Annotated in this window: 19 protein-coding genes; 6 read left to right on the top strand and 13 right to left on the bottom strand. The window is 63.6% G+C overall.

The window, feature by feature from the left end:
• Window positions 1-35 precede the first annotated feature (35 nt).
• Window positions 36-1187: an FMNH2-dependent alkanesulfonate monooxygenase gene (gene ssuD, locus A9762_RS27390; RefSeq protein ID WP_069345103.1), complete on the bottom strand. Its 1152-nt coding sequence runs from the start codon at window positions 1185-1187 to the stop codon at window positions 36-38.
• An 18-nt stretch (window positions 1188-1205) separates the two neighbouring features.
• Window positions 1206-1802: an NADPH-dependent FMN reductase gene (ssuE, locus tag A9762_RS27385; protein ID WP_069345102.1), complete on the bottom strand. Its 597-nt coding sequence runs from the start codon at window positions 1800-1802 to the stop codon at window positions 1206-1208.
• A gap of 281 nt (window positions 1803-2083) precedes the next feature.
• On the opposite strand from ssuE, the gene A9762_RS27380 reads away from it, so the two are divergent.
• The 4 genes from A9762_RS27380 (at window position 2084) to A9762_RS27365 (ending at window position 6578) form a co-directional block, all read left to right on the top strand.
• The gene (locus tag A9762_RS27380; protein WP_069345101.1) at window positions 2084-2866 is read left to right on the top strand and encodes an AraC family transcriptional regulator; all 783 of its coding nucleotides are present in this window, start codon (window positions 2084-2086) and stop codon (window positions 2864-2866) included.
• 132 nt (window positions 2867-2998) lie between these two features.
• On the top strand, window positions 2999-3364 hold the full coding sequence (locus A9762_RS27375) for a tRNA-binding protein (protein ID WP_069345100.1): 366 nt from the start codon (window positions 2999-3001) through the stop codon (window positions 3362-3364).
• Window positions 3365-3558: 194 nt separating this feature from the next.
• The gene (locus A9762_RS27370) at window positions 3559-5208 is read left to right on the top strand and encodes a phosphoethanolamine transferase (protein ID WP_069345099.1); all 1650 of its coding nucleotides are present in this window, start codon (window positions 3559-3561) and stop codon (window positions 5206-5208) included.
• Between the two features lie 128 nt (window positions 5209-5336).
• Window positions 5337-6578 (top strand): MFS transporter, encoded by a 1242-nt coding sequence (locus tag A9762_RS27365; RefSeq protein WP_069345098.1) that lies wholly within the window; start codon window positions 5337-5339, stop codon window positions 6576-6578.
• A 194-nt stretch (window positions 6579-6772) separates the two neighbouring features.
• Here A9762_RS27365 and A9762_RS27360 read toward each other — a convergent pair whose 3' ends face one another.
• Window positions 6773-7666 carry a hypothetical protein gene (locus tag A9762_RS27360; protein ID WP_139133431.1) on the bottom strand — a complete coding sequence of 298 codons (894 nt, stop codon included), beginning with the start codon at window positions 7664-7666 and terminating at the stop codon, window positions 6773-6775.
• Between the two features lie 207 nt (window positions 7667-7873).
• Between A9762_RS27360 and A9762_RS27355 the strand changes: the two genes are divergently transcribed.
• A complete protein-coding gene (locus A9762_RS27355) occupies window positions 7874-9154 on the top strand; it encodes a hypothetical protein (protein ID WP_083254335.1) in 1281 nt (426 codons plus the stop codon).
• Window positions 9155-9164: 10 nt separating this feature from the next.
• Window positions 9165-10481 (top strand): hypothetical protein, encoded by a 1317-nt coding sequence (locus A9762_RS27350; protein ID WP_139133430.1) that lies wholly within the window; start codon window positions 9165-9167, stop codon window positions 10479-10481.
• A gap of 127 nt (window positions 10482-10608) precedes the next feature.
• Here the strand turns inward: A9762_RS27350 and hisC are convergent, their stop codons facing one another.
• The 10 genes from hisC to trpB form a co-directional block, all read right to left on the bottom strand.
• The gene (gene hisC, locus A9762_RS27345; protein WP_069345094.1) at window positions 10609-11682 is read right to left on the bottom strand and encodes a histidinol-phosphate transaminase; all 1074 of its coding nucleotides are present in this window, start codon (window positions 11680-11682) and stop codon (window positions 10609-10611) included.
• On the bottom strand, window positions 11679-12866 hold the full coding sequence (locus A9762_RS27340; protein WP_069345093.1) for an O-succinylhomoserine sulfhydrylase: 1188 nt from the start codon (window positions 12864-12866) through the stop codon (window positions 11679-11681). Before A9762_RS27340 ends, hisC begins: the two co-directional genes overlap by 4 nt.
• Before the next feature lie 267 nt (window positions 12867-13133).
• The gene (gene purF / locus A9762_RS27335; protein WP_069345092.1) at window positions 13134-14654 is read right to left on the bottom strand and encodes an amidophosphoribosyltransferase; all 1521 of its coding nucleotides are present in this window, start codon (window positions 14652-14654) and stop codon (window positions 13134-13136) included.
• A 55-nt stretch (window positions 14655-14709) separates the two neighbouring features.
• Window positions 14710-15666 (bottom strand): CvpA family protein, encoded by a 957-nt coding sequence (locus A9762_RS27330; protein WP_069345091.1) that lies wholly within the window; start codon window positions 15664-15666, stop codon window positions 14710-14712.
• Between the two features lies 1 nt (window position 15667).
• Window positions 15668-16711, bottom strand: coding sequence for an SPOR domain-containing protein (locus A9762_RS27325; protein ID WP_083254334.1), 1044 nt, complete (start codon window positions 16709-16711; stop codon window positions 15668-15670).
• 45 nt (window positions 16712-16756) lie between these two features.
• Window positions 16757-18055 (bottom strand): bifunctional tetrahydrofolate synthase/dihydrofolate synthase, encoded by a 1299-nt coding sequence (gene folC, locus A9762_RS27320; protein WP_069345090.1) that lies wholly within the window; start codon window positions 18053-18055, stop codon window positions 16757-16759.
• An 83-nt stretch (window positions 18056-18138) separates the two neighbouring features.
• Window positions 18139-19014, bottom strand: coding sequence for an acetyl-CoA carboxylase, carboxyltransferase subunit beta (gene accD / locus A9762_RS27315; RefSeq protein WP_069345089.1), 876 nt, complete (start codon window positions 19012-19014; stop codon window positions 18139-18141).
• Between the two features lie 194 nt (window positions 19015-19208).
• Window positions 19209-20033, bottom strand: coding sequence for a tryptophan synthase subunit alpha (gene trpA / locus A9762_RS27310; RefSeq protein WP_069345088.1), 825 nt, complete (start codon window positions 20031-20033; stop codon window positions 19209-19211).
• The gene (locus A9762_RS27305; RefSeq protein ID WP_240493732.1) at window positions 19987-20916 is read right to left on the bottom strand and encodes a site-specific DNA-methyltransferase; all 930 of its coding nucleotides are present in this window, start codon (window positions 20914-20916) and stop codon (window positions 19987-19989) included. The genes trpA and A9762_RS27305 overlap by 47 nt, the downstream gene beginning before the upstream one ends.
• Before the next feature lie 74 nt (window positions 20917-20990).
• Window positions 20991-22193, bottom strand: a complete 1203-nt coding sequence (gene trpB / locus A9762_RS27300; protein WP_069345087.1) for a tryptophan synthase subunit beta — start codon at window positions 22191-22193, stop codon at window positions 20991-20993.
• Between the last annotated feature and the right edge of the window lie 9 nt (window positions 22194-22202).

Below are 22202 nucleotides of genomic sequence, written 5' to 3'. Positions count from 1 at the left end.
ACCGGCTTGAGGCTGAACACGAGCATTCAGATCCCTCAGCTCTGCGATGCCCGCGGCACGATGTTGTTGGCCATGACTTCGCCGATGGGGCCTGACAGCGCGACATTGCCAAGCTTCGCGCGCACCCGGTCCGGCAGATGCGGGAACACCAGTTCGGCGAAGCGATAGGCCTCTTCGAGATGCGGATAACCCGACAGAATGAAGGTATCGATGCCCAGATCGGCATACTCGCGTAGCCGTTCGGCCACGGTCGGGCCATCGCCTACGAGCGCCGTGCCCGCTCCGCCGCGCACCAGCCCCACGCCGGCCCACAGGTTCGGTGCGATCACGAGCTTGTCGCGACGTCCGCCATGCAGCGCCGCCATGCGTCGCTGCCCTTCCGAATCCATCTTCGCGAACTGCGTCTGCACACGTGCAATGGTCTCGTCGTCGAGCTTGCTGATGAGCGAATCAGCGGCTCGCCATGCTTCGTCCTCGGTCTCGCGAACGATCACGTGCAAACGCAAACCGAAGCGCAGCGTTCGGCCCAGCTTCGCAGCACGTGCGCGCACGTCGGCGATCTTTTCTGCCACGTCGGCCAGCGGTTCGCCCCACGTCAGATAGACGTCGAGTTGCTCGGCAGCGATCTGACGCGCGACTTCCGAGGAGCCGCCGAAATACAGCGGCGGATGCGGCGCCTGCACCGGCGGGAAGAACAGCTTGGCGCCCTTGGCCTTGAGATGTTCGCCTTCGAAATCGACGCTTTCCCCGGTGTGCGATTTCTCGAAGATGCCGCGCCAGATGCGCAAGAACTCGTCGGTCACCGCGTAGCGTTCGGCATGATCGGCAAAGAAGCCGTCACCTTCGAGTTCGCCCGCGTCGCCCCCTGTCACGACGTTGATCAACAGCCTGCCCCCCGACAGGCGATCGAACGTCGAAGCCATGCGCGCCGTCAGCGCAGGCGAAGCAATCCCGGGGCGAATCGCGACGAGAAACTTCAGGTTGCGCGTCGCGCCGATCAGGCTCGACGCCGTCACCCAGGCGTCTTCGCACGAACGTCCCGTGGGCAGCAACACCCCTTCGTAACCGAGCGAATCGACCGCGCTCGCGATCTGCCGCGCGTAATCGAAATCGAACACGCGCCCGCCGTCGGACGTGCCGAGATAACGGGTGTCGCCATGCGTCGGAATGAACCAGAACACTTGCATACGAACGGACTCCGGCGATCAGGCAGCGAGCGTGGCGCGCACGGCACGATGGCCCTGGGCCACCCGGGCCGGCCACTGACGAATGACTTCGCGCTCGTGCAGCCACTGCGAAAGCTGATCGACGCTCGCCTCCAGACGCTCGGCAATCGCGGCATCCAGCGTGGCGCCCTCTTCCTTCGGCACCTGCTGGTCGACGGCGAACACGCCGCGCAGAATATGTTGCGCACCCAACGCGGAGAGCACGGGCTTGAGCGCGTAGTCGAGTGCGAGCAGGTGCGCCGGACTGCCGCCGGTGGCGAACGGCGCAATGAGCTTGTCGGCCAGGCCGTCTTGCGGCAGCACGTCGAGAAAGGCCTTCAGCAGGCCGCTGTAAGCCGCCTTGTACACGGGCGTCGCAACCACCACCGCTTGTGCGCCGGCCACTTGGGCGAGCGCGTAGCGCAGGTCGTCGTGCGACGTATCGGCGGCGAGCAGCGCGGCCGGCGACAATGCCCGAATGTCGATGCGGCGGACTTCGATGCCGGACGCAGTCAGTTCGGATTCGACGAAACGCAGCAACCGGGCGCTGCGCGAGGCGGCCGACGGGCTGCCCGAGATCGTAACGGCGTATGTCATACTTCCCTGCCAAAGACGGGCCGCTGGCCCTGTGGAATCGAAGCGCATCGCGTAGTCGCCGGGCCTCACAGCCCCCACCTTCGCGGTGCCGGCCGGGAACACTCCGGCCACTGGAGACCCAGTGTAGCGATCCGTTCTGCGCGGCCGAACCAATCAATCCGGGATAGCTTTGCGCGTTTTTTCATAACCTGAAGTCATGCACCTTGGCGGCCTTATGCTCCGGAAGCACCGAAACGGTGATGAAGGTGAGCGCGGTCCGCCACCCAGCGTTTTCATCTGTCATGTCCACCGCCGCCACGCGCCTCGAGCTGCGCGAGTACCGTCCGACCGATAGCACCGACACACACGACTTTCATCAGGTCGTGATCGGGCTATCAGGACGCATGTCGCTCTCGCTCGACGGCGATGCCACGACCTATGGGCGTGTCGGTGCGCGTAACGGCGTGGTGATTCCCGCCGGCGTGCGTCACGACTACCGGGGCGACGGGCCGAACCGGCAGGTCGTGCTCGACGTGCCCGCGACCATCGCTCGGGAGACGGGCACGGCGCGCGCATTCGCCCATGAAGCCTTCTTTGCACTCGATGCGACGCTGCTCGCGTTGGCCAACCGGGTCAGCGACAGCGTCAAAGCCGGGCGCGCGCTCGACGCCGACGATCCTGTGGTACGCGAATGGCTGGAAGCGCTGGCCGCGCGGCTGACCCCGGTGCGCCATGCGTCGCGAACGCTCCGACTGGATCTGACGCAGGTCGACGCGAGACTGCAAGCCGATCTGGCCACACCGCTGGATACGGCAACGCTCGCCCGGGAGGCCGGCATGAGCGTGCGGCACTTTCACGACTGCTTCGTCGCGATGACCGGCGAAACCCCTCACCGGCACCTGATGCGTTTGCGGCTCGCCCGCGCCGCCTCGATACTGCTGACGGACGACACCCCGCTTGCCGACATCGCGCTCGACGTCGGCTTCAACGACCAGAGCGCCCTCACCCACGCGTTTCGCCAGCATTACGGACTGACGCCTGCGGCGTGGCGCCGGGTGCGAACCGCTCGGGGCGGGCACGACTGACACCGCCGCGCCATTGCCGCCTGCCGCCTGCCGTATGCTCTCTGCTGTCTGCCGTATTTCACAAGCCTGTGCGCTTCGTGGTGGGTTACGCTCGCCGCTAAATCATTGATCGGCAAGGCAAGGGAGCAAGACATGACGGATTTCAGCGACAAGACAGACGCGGCAACCCCTATCGAATGGCAAGACTTCGAGAAGATCGAGTTGCGCGTGGGCACGATCGTCGCGGCCCGCGTCAACGAAAAGGCAAAAAAGCCCGCTTACGTGCTGGAAGTGGATCTCGGGGAACTCGGGGTGAAAACGTCGAGCGCGCAGATCACGGTGCACTACACACCGGAGAGCCTCGTCGGCCGACAAGTGCTGTGCGTGTGCAACTTCGCGCCGAAGCGCATTGCGGGCGTCGTCTCGGAAGTCCTGGTGACGGGGTTCGCGGACGCCTCCGGGGCCATCGTGCTGGCCGGCGTGGAGCGCACGGTGCCCAATGGCGCCCGGCTGCATTGACGGCCAACGCCACGGGTTCCTAAGAAATCACTGAATACCGACTGCCGTTCGTCCCAAAATTTAGGCAGTCGCGACACCAATCTCCCAATCTCTGGTCGAATCGCATCGATCGAGCGATGTGCGATAGCCACCGCCCGACAGCAATTATCGACAGGCATGCCTCGACGTGCCAGCAGCATTGGGGGATCTCCACCTTGAAATCACTTCTTTACCGCCTGTGCCTAGGGCTGGGCGGGCTCGCCGCGTTCTGGGCGCTGGGCATGATCAGTGCGAGCGAGTACGGCAAGAGCGCGGCGATCATGGCGACCGCACTGCCCGGCCTCGCCGGGTTGTGTCTGTTGCTCGGCGCGCGTCCCGCCTGGCTGAGCGCGACGACGCTCGGCGTGATCGCCGTCTTCTTCCTTGACGCGGCCACCAAAGGGTTCCTTCGCGACTACTTCGGTCTGCGTCCCAACCACCTGCTGGTGTTGCAGGCGGTGTTCAACACGAATGCGTCGGAGACCGGCGAATTCTTCCGCCACAACTGGCGCGACGTGGCCGAGGCCAGCGCGGTATTTGCCGTCCTCATGGCGGGTGTCGTGGCGCTTGAGCGCCGACTGACACGCCGAGAAGCGACGCAGCCGTCTGCACCGCTGCGCCGCCGCAGCAAAGTCGCCGTGGCCACCCTCTTCACCGGTTTTCTCGCGTTGCATCTGAATCCGACGATGGCGAAGGAAAACCCGCTGCTTTACTGGCCGATTCGCTACTTCGATTACAAGGGACAACTCGCGCATGCCGACGAATTGCAACGCACGCTTGAGCACAGCATGGCGAAGCCGGACGAATGGCAAGTGCAGTACCGCGGGCCGGCGCGCAAAACGGTCGTCTGGGTCATCGGCGAGAGCCTGAACCGCAACAACATGTCGATCTACGGTTACCCGCGCAACACCACGCCGATGCTCGGCTCGTTGCGCGACGATCTGACGGTGTTCCACGACGTGGTGTCGTCCGAGCCGGCGACGATGGCCTCGCTCATGAAGATGCTCACCCCCGCCAGCCTGGACGATCCCGATGCCTGGACACGTCAGCCCGACCTTGTCATGCTGGCCAAGGCTGCGGGGTATCGTACGTACTGGATCTCGAATCAGGTGCCCAACGACGGCTGGCTGGGGCTGGTGGCCAACCGGGCCGATGAGCGGGTGTTCATCAACAAGGGAGCCGGTCGCGGCGAGAACAATCTGGACGGCAACCTGCTGCCGGACTTTGAGGCCGCACTGGCAGGCGATGCGCAACGCAAGCTGATCATCGTGCATCTGCTCGGCGCGCATCCGACCTACGACATGCGGTACCCAGACGAATTTGCCCGCTTCGACAATACCGACGACAGCGTGATGGCGAACCTCGAAGCGCAGGGACGCTCGCTCTGGGTGCGTCATGCACGCAACGACTACGACAATGCCATCGCGTACAACGATTACGTGGTCTCCAATCTGATTCGCAAGACCATGGCGACATCGCCGCAATCCGATGCCAGCCTGCTGTTCAGTTCGGACCATGCGCAGGAAGTCGGTCACACCCGCAATCATGCCGGGCAATCGGTATCCGACGCGTCCGGCTACGAGATCCCGATGCTTGTGTGGCAACGCGATACGCCCCGTGCGCAGACGCGCACCGCATGGGAAGCGCGTCCGTATCAGACCGACCGCATGGAACACACGATGCTCGGATTGCTCGATATCGAAACGCCGTATTACGACGCGTCGCAAGACCTGCTGAGCGAGGCGTTCGTTCCTGTACCGCGACGCATTAATGGCCGCCCGTATCTGCCATCGGTATCGGCGTCGGCATCATTGAACAAGGGCTGATGCGACCGTCCGGCAGGTCACTTCGCGTGAGCGGCCACGGCTCGCGAATTCAATAGCAAGAAACGGAGCGCCGCCGCATCACGCCTGCCCTAGACTCCCTTCGAAATAACGTTCCCGAAGGGAGTCCCATGTCGATCACATCCGTCATCACGTCGCTATCGCGGGCGAATCTCGCGGCACAATTCAGCGAGCAGATGACGCTGGCCGTGATTCCGATTATTGCCGTCATCGCGCTGAACGCCTCGGCGGAACAGACCGCATCGCTGCAAGCCGCCACGACATTACCGTTCCTCCTCCTTTCACTGCCGGCGGGAGTGCTTGCCGACCGCTACCGGCGCAAACCGCTCATGATCGCGACGGAGTTGCTGCGTGCCATGGCGTTGCTGATGCTCTTTGCGTTGCTGCAAGCGCATTGGTTGACGCTGACGGCGCTGGGTGCAATGGGCTTCGCAATGGCAACCGGGACGGTCGTCTTCGGTGCCGCCGCGCCGTCGCTCGTCGCGACGCTGGTCGGCCCCTCGCATTTGCTCGCCGCGAACCGACGGCTGGAAACCGCGCGCAGCATCGCGTTCACCGCGGGCCCGGCGATCGGCGGTGTGCTCGCCGGCGTGGCGTCGGGCAAGGTCGCATTTGCCACCGCCTTCGCGTTGTCGCTGGGTAGCGCGTTCTGGTTATCACGCTTGCCGAAGGAAGCGCCACGGGCGGCGTCGCGCCGCCATTTCATCCACGAACTCGGCGAAGGCATTCGCTTCATCGTGAGCCATACCCATCTGCGCTCGATCGTGACGACCGCTTTCGTGTTCAACACATCCTGGTATCTGCTGCTGTCGGTCTTCGCCTTTTACGCGATCGACACGCTGGCCTTCTCGGCACGCGGCGTTGGTGCCGCGCTCGGCGTGTACGGCTTTGGCATGGTGTGCGGTGCGGTGGGTTACGCGCGCATTGCGCAGCGCTTGCGCTTCGGTCGGCAGATCCTGCTCGGCCCGGCCTGCGCCGCGCTCGCGGCAGTGCTGATGGCATCGACGACCGCATTTGCGCGAACCGGCACGGCAAGCTTCGCGTTATATGCCGTTGTGTTCGCCGCCTTCTTCCTCTTCGGTTTCGGCCCGATCGTCTGGACGATCTCCACGACATCGCTACGCCAGATCGTCACGCCCGGCGAGTTGATCGCACGCGTGTCGGCCGTCACGATGACAGCCACGTTCGGGGCGCGCCCGCTCGGCGCCTTCGTCGGCGCGTGGATCGCGGCCGCGTTCGGCGTGAAGGCGTGCCTGTTCGCAATGACGGCAGGTTTCGCACTGCAACTGGCGATCATCGCCCGCTCACGTTCGACAACGTTGACGTCACTCGACATGGCACACGGGCACTGATCGCCACACTGGCGGGTGTTACGCGACATGCCGGGCCGCGCTCTCGTCGCGAGGCATATATACCGACGAGGGCAACGGGGGCCGGTGCAATGTTACGCACCGGTCCCGGCCCCGCACCGCCCGCCGGCAGCGCACCCCCACCCCCTATCGTCCTGCTCGCGCGCCCCTTCCGGCGGCTCTTTGCTTTTTCCCCATTACCTGCGCGCCACCTTCTCATGTACCGCCTGATCGTCATCGCTGTAGGAAAACTGGGCGCGACCTCCCTTCGCCGCCGGCAATGCAATGCGAACGATCGGGATGGCCTGCGCATAAAGATCGAAGTACTTCTGCTGATCCGCGCGGGCACCGGCGAGCCCATCCGCATTGCCATCGCCATAGAAGAACGCGATGATCGGCAGGTCCTTGCCAACGCCCTGCGCCCACGTGGCGAGACGCAGTTCGTTCCACTGCCCCCAAAACCGATCCGGAATCATGTGCTTCGCCAGGATCACCTGCACGAACCGGTCTGCCTGATCTCTGGCACTTTCCCGAAGATTGAAGCCGCACACCTGCGACATCTTGTCGAACGCGGCATCCCACTTAGCAAACCATTGCGCCGCGGTCGTCACCCCCACGATGTCGCATGGACGACTCTCCACCGGATACACCTCCGACTCGCCACATCCCTGCTCATCCCGGTAAGACGTCAGCCCATCCATCGAAAACCCGCAGAGCACTTCGATGTTGCCGATCTTGTCCGTCGGTGTACGCATCCTGGGATAGAAGATGAAGCCGTTGGTGCGACTAATCGGAATCAGCGAGAAGTTCGCGTCCTGACGCAGCCAGGAGAACGACGTCCCCCCGCTCTCGATCGACGACGCGCTCGGCTCCCAGGGCGTGCCATCGGGCACGTTCTGCGTGGCGCGAATCGGCACGCCGCTGCATAGCACGGCCGGCAGCTGAGGACCACCGCAATCCATCACGGTCGAGTTGTAATAGACGTAAAGCTCGACGATCGTCTCCAGCCCCCGCGTGTGCAGGCTCTTGATATCGCGTGGTGCAGATACGCCCGGCGATTGACCGCCTACCGTTCGCGTAGGCACAGACATGCAGGCGCTCAGCAAGCACACAAACAACACGACGCTACATTGGTTCACCAGAGAACGCCTCATGATGAGATCCCCCATTTCGTGCGGTTTCGCTGAGAAGGAAGGCGAACTTCACCTCACAGGGGGGATTTTTGCAGCGGGATTTACGGGCGACAACTGACAAGGTTGACAGTTGTCGCGCATCACACGTTTCGCGATCCTGCCCGCATGGCCTACGACGCAACGTCGTCGGACGGGCCATTCACAAGGAGCGCAATGATGACGCCATCACATCGCAACGGGCAGCCCGACGCCGGATTCGGCACGCAAGGGCACGTCGACATTCCCATGGCCAGCGGCGTCTCGCAGTTGCTGCCCGACGGCAAGATCATCAGCTTCGGCACCGAGGAGCGACATCGCAACGGCGTGTTTGCCTATCGCCATCTTCCGAACGGTGAGATCGATAGCGCCTTCGGTACCAACGGGCGCCTTTACATCACATTCGGTGACACGACTGGAGAAACCATCTATCCCGAGACGGCGGCTCTCACCAACGACGGCAAGATTGTCCTCGCCAACCTGATCGTCGCTCGCCCGTTCGCCGGCTTCCGTTTGCTGCAAGTCTGCCGCATCGATCAGAACGGGACACTGGACACGACATTTGGCCTGGAGGGCAAATACGTCATCCATATCCCACCTGGCCTTCACGCCTCGTTCGTCGGCATGCACCTGCTGGGCAACGGCAAGATCATCATCCTCGGCAATTCGTCCCAATCCACCATCGCGCCCCCGGCGACAACGTTTGCGCGGCTCACCGCCAACGGCCTTCCGGACAGCAGTTTCGGAAACAACGGCCTCGTACCTTTTCCTGCCGCGTCCGGCGTGGCATCGGCGTTTGCAGCCCTGCCCGACGGCAGGATGTACACCGGCGACAGATCGGGCATCTCCTGCTTCGATGCCGCTGCGAATCTGGATCCCTCTTTCGGCACAGGCGGTCATGTGCCACTCGATTTTTCGAGTGACTACCCGGCACTACGGCACTGGAACGTCAGCCAGATCGTCGTCCAGGCCGACGGGAAACTCGTACTCGCGGGCACCGTCGGCGACACCCAGGCGGAGCCAGGCAAGAGCGCAGTCATGTGGACTTTCCGCCTGTTGGCCAATGGCAGCCTCGACAGCACCTTCAACGGTGGCGTGCCGGTCATTTCACGTTTAGGCGATGGCAGTAGTTACGCCCCGTTCTCGCTCGCCATGCAGGCAGACGGAAAGATCGTGGTGGCAGGTGCGCTCTACGGCACGTCCGGGGCAGTGCTCGAGCGGTTGAACCCAAGCGGCAGTCGCGATACGACATTCGGGAACGACGGCATCATCGTCGAACCACCGCCCGCAGGCGACCTGTTGGTCATGATGCGAAGCCTCGCGATTCAACCCGATGGAAAGCTACTGACGACCGCCCGGTCGTTCGGTGTCGAACCGGCACTCACACGACTGAGTCGATACCTGCCCTGAGCGGCAAGACTTGCGCCTGCCAACTGACAAGGTAGACAGTCGTTGCCGAATTCTGCCGGCACGCGACTACCTGGATGCATTCCATGATGAAGATTCTCAACGCTTCAAGGTGATGATCATGACCCAACCCTCACGCGCCGGCACGCTTGACCCGACATTCGGCAACGGCGGATACGTAGACTTCCCATTGGCCAATGGCGTAACGCGCGTTCAGTCCAACGGCAACCTGCTGAGCGCGGGCAGGTGGTTCGACGGCGTTGGCGTCACCTTGGTGCGTCACCTCCCCGACGGCGCCCCCGATCCGGCGTTTGGCGAGGCCGGTCGCGTCATCGTGCCGTTCTACACACATCCCGACCACGGCCCCGTCGGCAACTTCAAGCCCGCAGATGTTGTCGTCCAGCCCGACGGGAAAATCGTCGTTGGGGGCCACCTTGCATTCACGGACTTCGAAGGCATCGTGATGTTCGCTCGCATCACCTCGGACGGACGGCTCGACACCACCTTCGGCAACGCCGGGTTCACGCTGGTCAATATGACGGGCGGCAACAAAGATGAGACTCACCAGATGTCAGTGCGACCGGATGGGCGAATCCTTGCCACAGCATTTTCCGGAAACGTGACAGCCGGTGGCCTGAGCATGCTGTGCCAGTTGGCGGCAGACGGCACGATGGATTTCGGCTTCGGCCACGGGGGACTGGCCAACGCGTACCCGTTAAGCTCGATGCAATTCGTCCTCAGGCTGCGTGCCGACGGCAAGTTCTACACGTCAGGGTTCGGCCTCACACGCTATGACGAACGGGGCACTGCCGACCGTACCTTCGGAAACAACGGACATGTGCCCTTCGGCTTCTTCGATGATGGGCGTATGGCGCAAGCCACCGGGATGGTCATCATGCCCGACGGCCGAATCGTCTGCGTAGGCAACAGCGTGACAACAGGTGACGACCAAGATCCGACGATCGCATGGTGTTGGCGAACGCAAGCCAATGGCTCACCTGACGCGACGTTCAACAATGGGATTCCGGTGTTGTCGTCTATCAGCGAATCCCGGCACGCGAATCTCGCACTCGCTGTTCAACCGGACGGAAAAATGGTGTGTGCCGGTTCGACTTACGGTGCGGCGCGTGCCACGCTCGAGCGCCTGAACCTGGATGGAACCCGGGATGCGACATTCGGAGACGGTGGAATCGTCATCGCCGATCCGCCGACGGGCGGCATTGCGATATCCGAATCGGTCCATGTGCTGCCGGACGGCAAGCTGCTGACGTCTGCCTTACTGCTCGGCACAGGCGTTGCGTCGCAACGCTTGAGCCGCTACCTTGGTTAGGCGACGGCGCGCCCGGCGGCCTCGGACCAACGGTGCGCGCCCGCGGAAATGACCTGCTGTGCGGCGTGGCGAATTCACGTCACTCCGCACGGAGGGAGCACTCAGGCCTTGTGCTGCGCGATGCGAGTCAGGTCGCCCCAAGCAATGCGCTCAGCGCATCGGAGAGTGCCACGCATTCCGCTTCCGTTCCCACCGTAACCCGCAGGAACTGCGCGATGCGCGCATGCTTGAAGTGACGCACGATGATCGAGCGCTCGCGCAGCGCAGCGGCCAGTTGCGCCGCGTCGTGTGCCGGATGACGCACGAACACGAAGTTCGCTTTCGACGGCAGCACTTCGAAACCGAGCGCCGTCAGTCGCGACGTCAAGGCCTCACGGCTTTCGATGACCGCATGACGCGTTTCGTCGAAATACGCTTCGTCCTCGATGGCCGCCACGCCCGCCGCCTGTGCAAGACGGTCGAGTGGGTACGAGTTGAAGCTGTTCTTCACCCGCTCCAGCGCTTCGATCAGATCCTTGTGGCCGATCGCAAACCCTAGACGAAGACCGGCCAGCGAGCGCGATTTCGACAGCGTCTGCACGACCAGCAGGTTCGGGTACTTCGCGATCAGACCGGCCGCCGTTTCGCCACCGAAGTCGATATACGCCTCGTCGATGACGACCACCGAACCCGGATTGCCCGCGAGCAGACGCTCGATCTCGCCAGACGCCAGCACGCGTCCCGTCGGGGCATTCGGATTCGGGAAGATGATGCCGCCGTTAGGCTTGAGGTAATCGTCGACGGCGATCTCGAACGTGTCCGTGAGCGGCACGGTTTCGAACGCCACCCCATACAGCCCGCAATACACGGGATAGAAACTGTAGGTGATGTCCGGGTACAGAATCGGCTTGTCGTGCTTCAACAAACCCTGGAACACATTCGCCAGCACTTCGTCCGAGCCGTTGCCCACGTGCACGTTGGCGACGTCGAGGCCGAAGCGCGTGGCAATCGCCTGCTTGAAACGGCGGGCATCGGGATCGGGGTACAGCTTGAGCGCATCGGCATCGGCACCGAGCGCCTCGCGAATGGCAGCGACGACGCGCGGCGACGGACCGTACGGATTCTCGTTGGTGTTGAGCTTGATGAGGCGCTGCATCTGCGGCTGCTCACCGGGGACATAGGGCGTCAGATCGGCGACGCCGGCACTCCAGAATTGGCTCATGACTTGAAACCGCGTGCCAGATCGGCCTGAATGTCGGCCGGCGATTCCAGACCGACCGCCAGACGGATCAGCCCTTCGGTAATGCCCGCCGCAGCGCGCGCTTCCGGCGTGATGCGACCGTGTGTGGTGCTCGCCGGGTGCGTGATGGTCGTGCGCGTATCGCCGAGGTTGCCCGTGATCGAGCACACACGCGTGCTGTCGATCACGCGCCAGGCGTTCTCGCGTTGCTCGGCAGGCGTCGCGCCCTTGAGTTCGAAGGCGACGATAGCGCCGCCCGACTTTTGCTGACGCTTCGCCAGTTCATACTGCGGGTGCGACGGCAGGCCCGGATAAAACACGCGACCAACCTGCGGCTGCTGCTCCAGCCACTGCGCCAGTTCGAGCGCATTGGCCGATTGCTTCTCCACGCGCAACGACAACGTCTCCAGCCCCTTGAGCAACACCCAGGCGTTGAACGCCGAGAGCGTCGGGCCGGCACTGCGCACGAACGTGAAGATCTTGCCCATGATGAAGTCCTTCTTGCCGACGATGGCGCCGCCCAGCACACGACCCTGACCGTCGAGGTACTTCGTGGCCGAGTGCACCACCACGTCCGCACCGTACTCGATCGGACGCTGCAACACCGGCGTACAGAAACAGTTGTCGACGACGAACAGTGCGCCCGCTTCCTTCGCGATCTTGCCGATCGCTTCGATGTCGGCAATGTCGGTGAGCGGGTTGGACGGCGTCTCGAGGAAGAACATCTTCGTGTTCGGACGGATCGCGGCACGCCATGCGTCGAGATCGGTCGGATCGACGAACGTCGTCTCGACACCGAAGCGGCTGAAGATCGTCGAGAAGACGTTCAGCGTCGAGCCGAAAATGCTTTGCGAACTGACGAGGTGATCGCCCGCCGAGAGCGCGGTCATCACGACGGAGACGATGGCGCTCATGCCCGAGGCCGTCGCCATGCACGCCTCACCGCCTTCGAGCGCCGCCAGGCGATCCTGGAACATCGATACGGTCGGGTTGGTGAACCGCGAGTACGTGAAGCCCTCTTCCGAATGCGCGAAGCGCTCGGCAGCCTCGGCCGCGCTCTTGAAAACGAAGCTCGAGGTCAGGTACAGCGCCTCGGAGTGTTCACCAAACTCGGAGCGTTGCGTGCCCGCGCGCACCGCCAGGGTATCGAAGTCGAAGGAATCCATCGTGTGTCTCGTCATTGGGTCGGCGCGCTCGCCGGCCAAAAAAAGAAAAGCCCGTTTCGCTTGTCAGCAAAACGGGCTCGAAATCCATCTGTCTAGGCCTCGCTTTAGCTGTTTCGGGGATATTCCCCCACGTCCGCAAGCTGAAATCAAATCGACGTGAGAAGCAGTGTAGCACGTTGCGGGCGAGGATGGAAAAACGCCGCCGCCCCACCCGGCAGCCCCGATCCGTGGGGGCTTCCGGTCATCATTGCACCGGCTGCACCAGGCTCAGAGGCCCAGTTGCGCGCCGCGCGGTTCGTTTTCATCGCCTTCGCTGGACTCCACGACCGGCGCCTTCGGCGCCTTGCGTTGCTGCTCCAGACGATTGAGGTACTCCGGCGTGACGTCGCCCGTGATGTAGTTGCCGTCGAAGCACGAAGCATCGAAGTCGGAGAGTGCCGGGTTGATGTCGCGCACGGCAGCCTTCATGTCTTCGACGTCCTGATAGATCAGTTCGTCGGCGCCGATGATGCGCGCGACTTCCTCATCGCTGCGATCGTGCGCGACCAGTTCGCTGCGCGTGGGCATGTCGATGCCGTACACGTTCGGGAACTTCACGGGCGGTGCCGCCGAGGCGAAGATCACCTTGCGGGCGCCGGCGTCGCGCGCCATCTGCACGATTTCCTGGCTGGTCGTGCCGCGCACGATCGAGTCGTCGACGATCAGCACGTTCTTGTCCTTGAACTCCACGCGCATGGCGTTGAGCTTCTGGCGCACCGACTTCTTGCGCATCGCCTGACCGGGCATGATGAAGGTACGGCCGACGTAACGGTTCTTGAAGAAGCCTTCGCGATAGTTCAGACCGAGACGCTTGGCGACCTGCATGGCGGCCGGACGGCTGGAGTCCGGAATCGGCATGACGACGTCGATGTCCTTGTAGTCGATTTCGCGACGAATCTTCTCGGCGAGGTAGTCGCCCATGCGCAGACGCGCGTCGTAGACCGGCACGCCATCGAGCACCGAGTCCGGACGCGCCAGATACACGAGCTCGAAAATGCACGGATGCATCGACGACGATGCCGAGCATTGCTTCGACGTCAGTTCGCCGTCGTTGCTGATGAAGATCGCCTCGCCCGGCTTGACGTCACGCTCGAACGCGAAGCCCATGCCTTCGAGTGCCACCGACTCCGACGCCACCATCCACTCCGTGCCGTTCGGGCCATCCGAGCGGCCGATACACAGCGGACGGATACCGTTCGGATCGCGGAACGCGAGCAGGCCGAAGCCGGAGATGATGGAGACGATGGCGTACGAGCCGCGCAGACGGTTGTGCACCTTGCTCACGGCCTGGAACAGCGACTCGACGGACAAGCCGTCGCGCGAGCTTTCCTGCAACTCGTGCGCGAGCACGTTGAGCAGGACTTCCGAGTCGGAGGTGGTGTTGATGTGACGACGGTCGACGCGGAACATCTCGTCCTTGAGCTGTTCCCAGTTCGTCAGGTTGCCGTTGTGAGCGAGCACGATGCCGTACGGCGCGTTCACGTAGAACGGCTGGGCCTGTGCGGCGCTCGACGAGCCTGCCGTCGGGTAGCGCACCTGGCCGATACCGACCGTGCCCGGCAAATCGCGCATGTTGCGCGTGCGGAACACGTCGCGCACCATGCCGTTGCCCTTGTGCATGTAGAAGGACTGGCCATCCGTCGTTGCGATACCGGCGGCGTCCTGGCCGCGGTGCTGCAGCAGCAGCAAGCTATCGTAAATGAACTGGTTGACCGGGGATTTGGAGACTACACCGACGATGCCACACATGGCATGAATCCTTCAAAAAACATCGAAATCTGCGTCAAACGGACAGTATTATCCGTCATTCGGAAACCTTGTGCAGGCCGGTCGACGGCGTGGGCGTTCCGCCGGGGGCTGCCGAGCCGCCCGATCCCCCTACGCCACCGCTGCGCATGCCCCAGCCCTGCTGGGCGTTGGCCGCGTCCCCCGTCCCCTGGGCATTCAGCCCTGCACCGGACAGCGCCGTACCGCTGGTGTCGCGAAGCGCGCCACCCATGAGGTTCGACAACCGCGTCGAAACGGCTTTCGCCGCGCCGTTCTTCACTTCGTTCGTCACGTCGTTTGCAACGTCATTGACGATACCGCTCACCGCACCGCTCTGACCGCCAGAGGGGCGCTGCGCACCGCTGCCCGACTGCCCGCCCTCGCCGCCCTGACCATTCTGGCCGCCGCGATAGGGTTCCAATTGTGGCAAGGGAATCGTCGTTCCCATCGGATTGACGCTCGGCACGACCGTCTCGGGTTTGCGCAAGTAATGCTGCACAGCCTCCGGCAGGTACGGCATCAGCCGATCCAGCCCCGCCTCGACCCATGGCCGCGTCAGCGACTGTTGCCAGACCGGTTGTTGCGGCAATGCCGTTAACTTGGCGGCGACCATCAACAACATCAAGAGCAGAATGCCGCGAACGATGCCGAACAACATGCCCAGCCCGCGATCGGCCGGACGCAGGCCGATCATATCGGTCATACGCCCCACCAGCGCGCTGACGATTCCGGCGCCGAACACCACGGCCACCAGCACCAGCAGGAAGCCCAGCGCACCTTGCGTCAGTTCGCCGCCGGGAAGGTCGGCAGGCAGCCAGTGCGCCACGGTCGGGCCGAAGGCGCGCGCCACGAAGAACGCCACGACCCAGCCCACCAGATTGAACAACTCGCGAACCAGGCCGCGCAACATGCCCAGCAACATCGAACCGAGCAAAATGGCGATGGCCGCGTAATCCACCACGGTCAACAGACCGCTATGCACCGTATCGCCCAAATCAGCCCGCCTCGGCGACCTGCGCCGTCAGTCCGGCGTCGCGAATCTTCTTGCCGGCCGCTTCCGCCGCCGTACGATCCGGGAACGGGCCTGCCCGCAACAGATACAGCTCGCGGCCATCAACGGTGCTCTTGACCATGTAGCTCGGCACGTTCACCAGCTTGAGCTTGACGAGCCAGGCCTGTGCCCGGTCCTGCGTCGAGAAGGCTCCGATGCGGACCAGATACTTGCCATTCGAGGCCGGTTTCTGGGCGGTATCGTGCGTGTCCGGCTTGGCGGCGGGTTTGGCCGTGGCATTGTTCTGCGCGAACTGCGCAATCGGATCCGCCACGTTGTTGTTCGGCTGCTGCGGCTTGGCCGGTGTCTTGGCCGCGTCGTGCGACTCCGGTTTGGCTGCCGGCTTGGCGTCGGCGTGCTGCTCCGGCTTCTTGACCTCGGGCTTGGCTTCCGGCTTGATTTCCGGCTTCACCTCGGGCTTCGCTTGCGCGACTTTCGGCTCAGGCACGGCGCTCGGCGCGGGGGACGGCGTCGGGGCGACACTGGCCGACGGCGGCACGGCCGTCGGTGCAGGCGCGGGCTTGGACGACGCCGCGAGCGTGCTGCTGTCGACGGCTTCCTCACCCTTGTCGAGTGACGCATCCGATGGTGCAGTCGCCGCAGCCTGAGGCTTCACGCGCACAGGCGGCGAATTGGCGTCCTTACCGGGGATCTGGATGGCGATGTCGTCAGCCGTCGGTTTGGGCTCGGGCGCCAGCACCATCGGCAAAATGATGACGGCCGCAAGCACAAGCGCAAGCGCGCCGACCAGACGGCGGCGCGCGCGTTGCTTTTCGGGCAGCAGCGGGTCGAGTTGCTCGTGCTCGCTGTACTCGCCCCCTCCTCCCGCCGTACGGGTGCCGGTGCGGCCGCTCCTGCGGCTACCGCGCTTCGGGGGAACGGCTTCGGCGTCTTTCTTGCGGAAGGAAAACAATCCCATAGGCCCTTGGCTCAGGTCGAAACTTGCGTCGTTGGATTGATCATCGCGCATCTTGTGCGTGCTGCGCATGACATTTCTCGTAAGCAAATGTCACGACATACGCGTCGACACACCTCAGTGGCGCTGCAATTTGCGGTGCGACATCACGCCCGCCACCGTAAAGAACGATCCAAAAACCACAATTCTATCATTCTCGCCGCACTGCTCGAGCGCGGCGGCGTAAGCTTTCTCAGGGGATTCGAAGGTTTCGATCGAATGATCGGCATCTTCGACGAATCCGACGGCACGCAGCTTCTCTTCGAGCAGCGCCGGACTCGCGGCACGCTCGGTCGGCAGCGCGCACAGGCGCCAGTGATCGACCTTGTCGACGAGATGACGCAGCACGCCTTCGATGTCCTTGTCGGCCATCGCGCCGAACACGGCGTACGTGTACGGGAAGAAGCCCATCCCGTCGAGATTGTGGCCGAGCGCGGCCGCGGCATGCGGATTGTGCGCCACGTCGAGCACCACGGCGGGGCGCCCCGGCAGCACCTGAAAACGCCCCGGCAACTCAACGGACGCCAATCCCAGACGGATATCCTGCGCCGACACCGGCAGCACGTCGCGCATCGATTCGAGTGCGGCGAGCGCCGCCGAGGCGTTGAGCAACTGGTTGGCGCCACGCAGCGCCGGGTATGCGAGTGCCGGACGACGCATCTGACGCCCGCCATAGCTCCACTGCTGCTTGTCGCCCTGATAGTTGAAGTCACGCCCGAACAGCCACAGGTCGGCGCCGATACGTTCGGCTTCCGAGATCAACGTGGCCGGCGGCATCGGATCGCCGCAAACCGCAGGCTTGCCCGGACGGAAGATGCCCGCCTTCTCGGTGGCGATCGCCTCGCGTGTATCGCCGAGATACTGCTGGTGATCGATGTCGATGCTCGTGATGACGGCGCAATCCGCATCGACGATGTTCACGGCATCCAGACGCCCGCCCAGCCCCACTTCGAGAATCACGGCATCGAGCCCCGCCGTGGCGAACATATGCATGATCGCGAGCGTGGTGAATTCGAAATACGTGAGGGAGACCGGTTCGTCGAAGCTCGTGCGGGCTTTCTCAACCGCTTCGAAATGCGGCAGCAGCGTGGCATCGTCAACGATTTCGCCGTTGATGCGCGCACGTTCGTTGAACGAGATCAGATGCGGCGACGTATGGCAGCCCACGCGATAACCGGCGGACAGCAGAATCGCCTCGATGATGGCGCAGGTCGAGCCCTTGCCGTTCGTGCCGCCGACCGTGAAGACGGGGCACGGGAATGTCAGACCGAGGGCGTCTTTCACGCGGCCAATGCGCGCGAGACCCATATCGATGCCCACAGGGTGAGCGGTTTCCAGATGGGCGAGCCAGGCGTCGAGGGTGGAGTATGTCGGCATGGTATGCGGGCAGAAAAACAAAAACGCGGACGTCTCTAACGTCCGCGCTTTCTATTGCGTTCGATGCGTTGGATCCGCTCGACTTACGCGACGGCGTCTGCCGGCTGACACTGCATCAGGGCGATCAGGCGGGCGATTTCTTCACGCAGCTTGCGACGGTCGACGATCATGTCGATCGCGCCCTTCTGCAACAGGAACTCCGAACGCTGGAAGCCTTCCGGCAGTTTCTCGCGCACGGTCTGTTCGATCACGCGCGGGCCGGCGAAGCCGATCAGCGCCTTCGGTTCCGCAATCACCACGTCGCCGAGGAACGCGAAGCTGGCCGACACACCGCCCATCGTCGGGTCGGTCAGCACGGAGATGAACGGCAGCTTGGCGTTAGCCAGCTTGGTGAGCATGGCCGTGGTCTTTGCCATCTGCATGAGCGAGAGCAGGCTTTCCTGCATACGCGCACCGCCCGAAGCGGTCACACAGATGAACGGCACGCCCTGCTCCAGCGCATTCTGCGCGCCGCGCACGAAACGCTCGCCGACCACCGAACCCATCGAGCCGCCCATGAACGAGAACTCGAAGCAGGCCACCACGACCGGCAGCGTGTGGATCGCACCGCCCATCACCACCATCGCGTCGGTTTCGCCGGTGTCGTCCATCGCTTCTTTGATGCGATCCGGGTACTTGCGGCTGTCCTTGAACTTCAGCGCGTCGACGGGGACGATTTCCTGACCGAGTTCATAACGACCTTCCGAGTCGAGCAGCGAGTCCAGACGCGCACGCGCACCGATGCGCATGTGATGGTCACACTTCGGGCAGACGTGCAGATTCGCCTCCACGTCGGCGCGATACAGCACGGCCTCGCACGACGGGCACTTGATCCACAGCCCTTCCGGGATGCTCTTGTTGCGCTGCGTCGGATCGGTTTGCTTGATCTTGGGGGGCAGCAGCTTATCGAGCCAGCTCATAGTTACTCCTTGCGAAACGCCCGCTACGTTGCGGCAGCGGGCGCTTTCGGGGGTTCACGGCGACCGTGTAATACGATCGTTTCAATTCAGCGTTTTATCGGGCGGTAAAGCGGACAATCCAGCGGATCCCACTGCGGGCGGCACCGACACCCCGTCGACACCTCCCCGCCTCCCGGCAAATTTCTGCCGCGAATTTACGCCGTTTTGGCGCCCGAGTCGAGCGCCTGACGGATACCGCCGATAAATTCAGCCAGCGATTTTACCGCGTTCTGGCCCTCCAGATCACGCGGCGTGTTTTCCAGCAACTGGACGATGGCGCTGCCGATCACCACGGCATCGGCCACATTCGCCACCGCGCGGGCCGTTTCGGCGTCGCGAATGCCGAAACCCACGCCCACCGGCAGGTCTGCCTCGGCCTTGATCTGGGGGATCTTCGCAGCCACGCTGGCCGTATCCAGACTGGCGGCGCCCGTCACCCCCTTCAGGGAGACGTAATACAGATAGCCGCTCGCCTGACGCGCCACCGCCGCAATCCGGGCGTCGGTCGACGTGGGCGCGAGCAGGAAGATCGGATCGATGGCGTGCGCGCGCACGGCGCCGGCAAAGGCTTCGGCCTCTTCAGGCGGGTAATCGACGACGAGCACGCCGTCCACGCCGGCTTTGGCGGCACGCTCGGCGAACGCGTCGAGCCCCATCGCCTCGATCGGGTTGGCATAGCCCATCAGCACGACCGGCGTACGGTCATTGGTCTGACGGAACGCGGCCACGTAGCCGAGCACTTCGGCGAGGCTCACGCCGCGGGCGAGCGCGCGCTCGGAGGCACGCTGGATGACGGGCCCGTCGGCCATCGGGTCGGAGAACGGCACGCCGAGTTCGATGACGTCGGCGCCGTTGTCGGCCAGCGCGTGCATGAGCTTCACCGTCCAGCCCGGCTCGGGATCGCCGGCGGTGATAAACGGGATGAGGCCTTTTTTACCCTGCGCTTGCAAGGCTTGGAACGTCGCTTGAATGCGGGACATGATCGGAAAGTCTCTGAAGTCGTTGGTTGGCGAGCGAGTGGTAGTGCGCGTTCAGCTCATAGCCGACGAAACGCCGGCCGTGCAGCGCGCAAGCCACGGCAGTCGTGCCGCTGCCCATGAAAGGGTCGAGCACGAGACCGCCGGGCGGGCAACTGGCCAGCACCATGCGCTCAATGATATGCAGCGGTTTTTGCGTCGGATGGTCGACCCGTTCGGGGTCTTGCCGGTGCAATCGCGAAATCGACCACAGATCCTTGGGGTTGTACCCCAGCTCCAGCCATTTACTGCCTTCGAAGATACGGCGCGAGCGCGCCTTCTTCGTAGCGGCGTCGTATGGCACGCGCACGGCATCGAGGTCGAAGTAATAGTCCTTCGAAACCGCGAAAAAGCCGATGTTGTCGTGCACGGACGAGAACCGCCGCGTACTGCCGCCCATGCTGGGCACGCGGCGATCCCAGATGATCTCGTTGATCATCAGCATGCGCTGCTTCAGAAAGACGAACAGTTCCGGGGCGTACTGCCACGTGCAGAACAGGTAGAGCGAGCCGCGCGGCGCGAGCTTCGGAATCGCCGCTTCGAGCCACCCGTACGTCCAGCCGAGAAAATCCTCGCCGGAACGCTTGTCGGAGTCGTTGCCATAATCCTTGCCGAGCCCATAGGGCGGGTCGGCAAGGATCAGGTCGACGCTACCGTCTTCCAGTTCGTGCAAATGGTGCAGAAAGTCCGCATGACGTAACGTGATGTCGCCCGGCGCCCATCGCGCGCGCAACTCGCCGGCCGCTTCCAGGGCCTCGAGACGCGCGGCGGCGGCTTCGGTGGCATCCACGGGACGCTCGGTCCCGGGGACGTCGCGGCGCGCCTTGCGATCAGTCAGATCGGTCATGCTGGTTCTGTTGTCCTTCACCACTTAGGTGCTTGGTCGGGTGCTTGGGATCGGTGGTCGTCGACGAATGCGACTTATGCGCCTTCCGGTGCCGGCTTCGCCAGCGCCATCACGGTGTGCATGTCCTTGTCGCCGCGCCCCGAAAGATTGACCAGAACGATCTGATCCTTCGGCAGCGTCGGTGCAAGCTTGCACGCATAAGCGAGCGCATGGCTCGACTCCAGCGCCGGGATGATGCCCTCGATCCGGCAGCAGTCGTGGAAGGCACGCAGGGCTTCCTTATCGGTAATGCCCACGTACTCGGCGCGCTTGATGTCATGCAACCACGCATGCTCAGGTCCGACCCCCGGGTAGTCCAGACCTGCCGAGATCGAATGCGTCTCGGTGATCTGCCCGTTGGCGTCCTGAAGCAAGTACGTTCGGTTGCCGTGCAGCACGCCGGGCGTGCCACCGATGATCGACGCCGCGTGACGGCCCGTCTCGATGCCGTCGCCCGCCGCTTCCACGCCGATGAGCTTCACGTCCGGCACATCGATGTACGGATAGAAAATGCCCATCGCGTTCGAACCGCCGCCCACGCAGGCCAGCACGTAATCCGGCTGACGGCCGGCCAGTTCCGGCATCTGCACCTTGCACTCTTCCCCGATCACGCTCTGGAAGTCGCGCACGAGCATCGGGTACGGGTGCGGGCCGGCCACGGTGCCGATGATGTAGAACGTGCTTTCGACGTTCGTCACCCAGTCACGCATGGCTTCGTTGAGCGCATCCTTGAGCGTCTTGGAGCCGGATTCCACCGGCACGACGGTCGCGCCGAGCAGTTGCATGCGGTACACGTTGGCGGCCTGACGCTTGACGTCTTCCGAGCCCATGTACACCACGCACTCCATGCCGAAACGCGCAGCGATGGTTGCGGTGGCCACACCGTGCTGACCGGCGCCGGTCTCGGCGATCACACGGCGCTTGCCCATGCGACGCGCGAGCAGCGCCTGACCGATCACGTTGTTCACCTTATGCGCACCCGTGTGGTTCAGGTCTTCGCGCTTGAGGTACACCTGTGCGCCGCCCAGTTCCTGGCTCCAGCGCTTGGCGTGATAGATCGGCGACGGTCGGCCGACGTAGTGCTTCAGTTCGTAATGGAATTCTTCGAGAAAGGCCGGATCCTGCTGATACTTGGCATAAGCCTCACGCAGTTCATCGAGCGCGTGAATCAGCGTCTCGGCCACAAAGACACCGCCGTACTGGCCGAAATGGCCGCGGGCGTCAGGTAAATCGTACATGGTCGTCAC

Origin of the sequence: Pandoraea sp. ISTKB, assembly GCF_001721285.1 — a bacterium.
In the GTDB taxonomy this organism is placed as follows: domain Bacteria; phylum Pseudomonadota; class Gammaproteobacteria; order Burkholderiales; family Burkholderiaceae; genus Pandoraea; species Pandoraea capi.
Note: the sequence above shows the minus strand (reverse complement) of the source record. Positions and strands in the feature narration are given on the sequence as shown.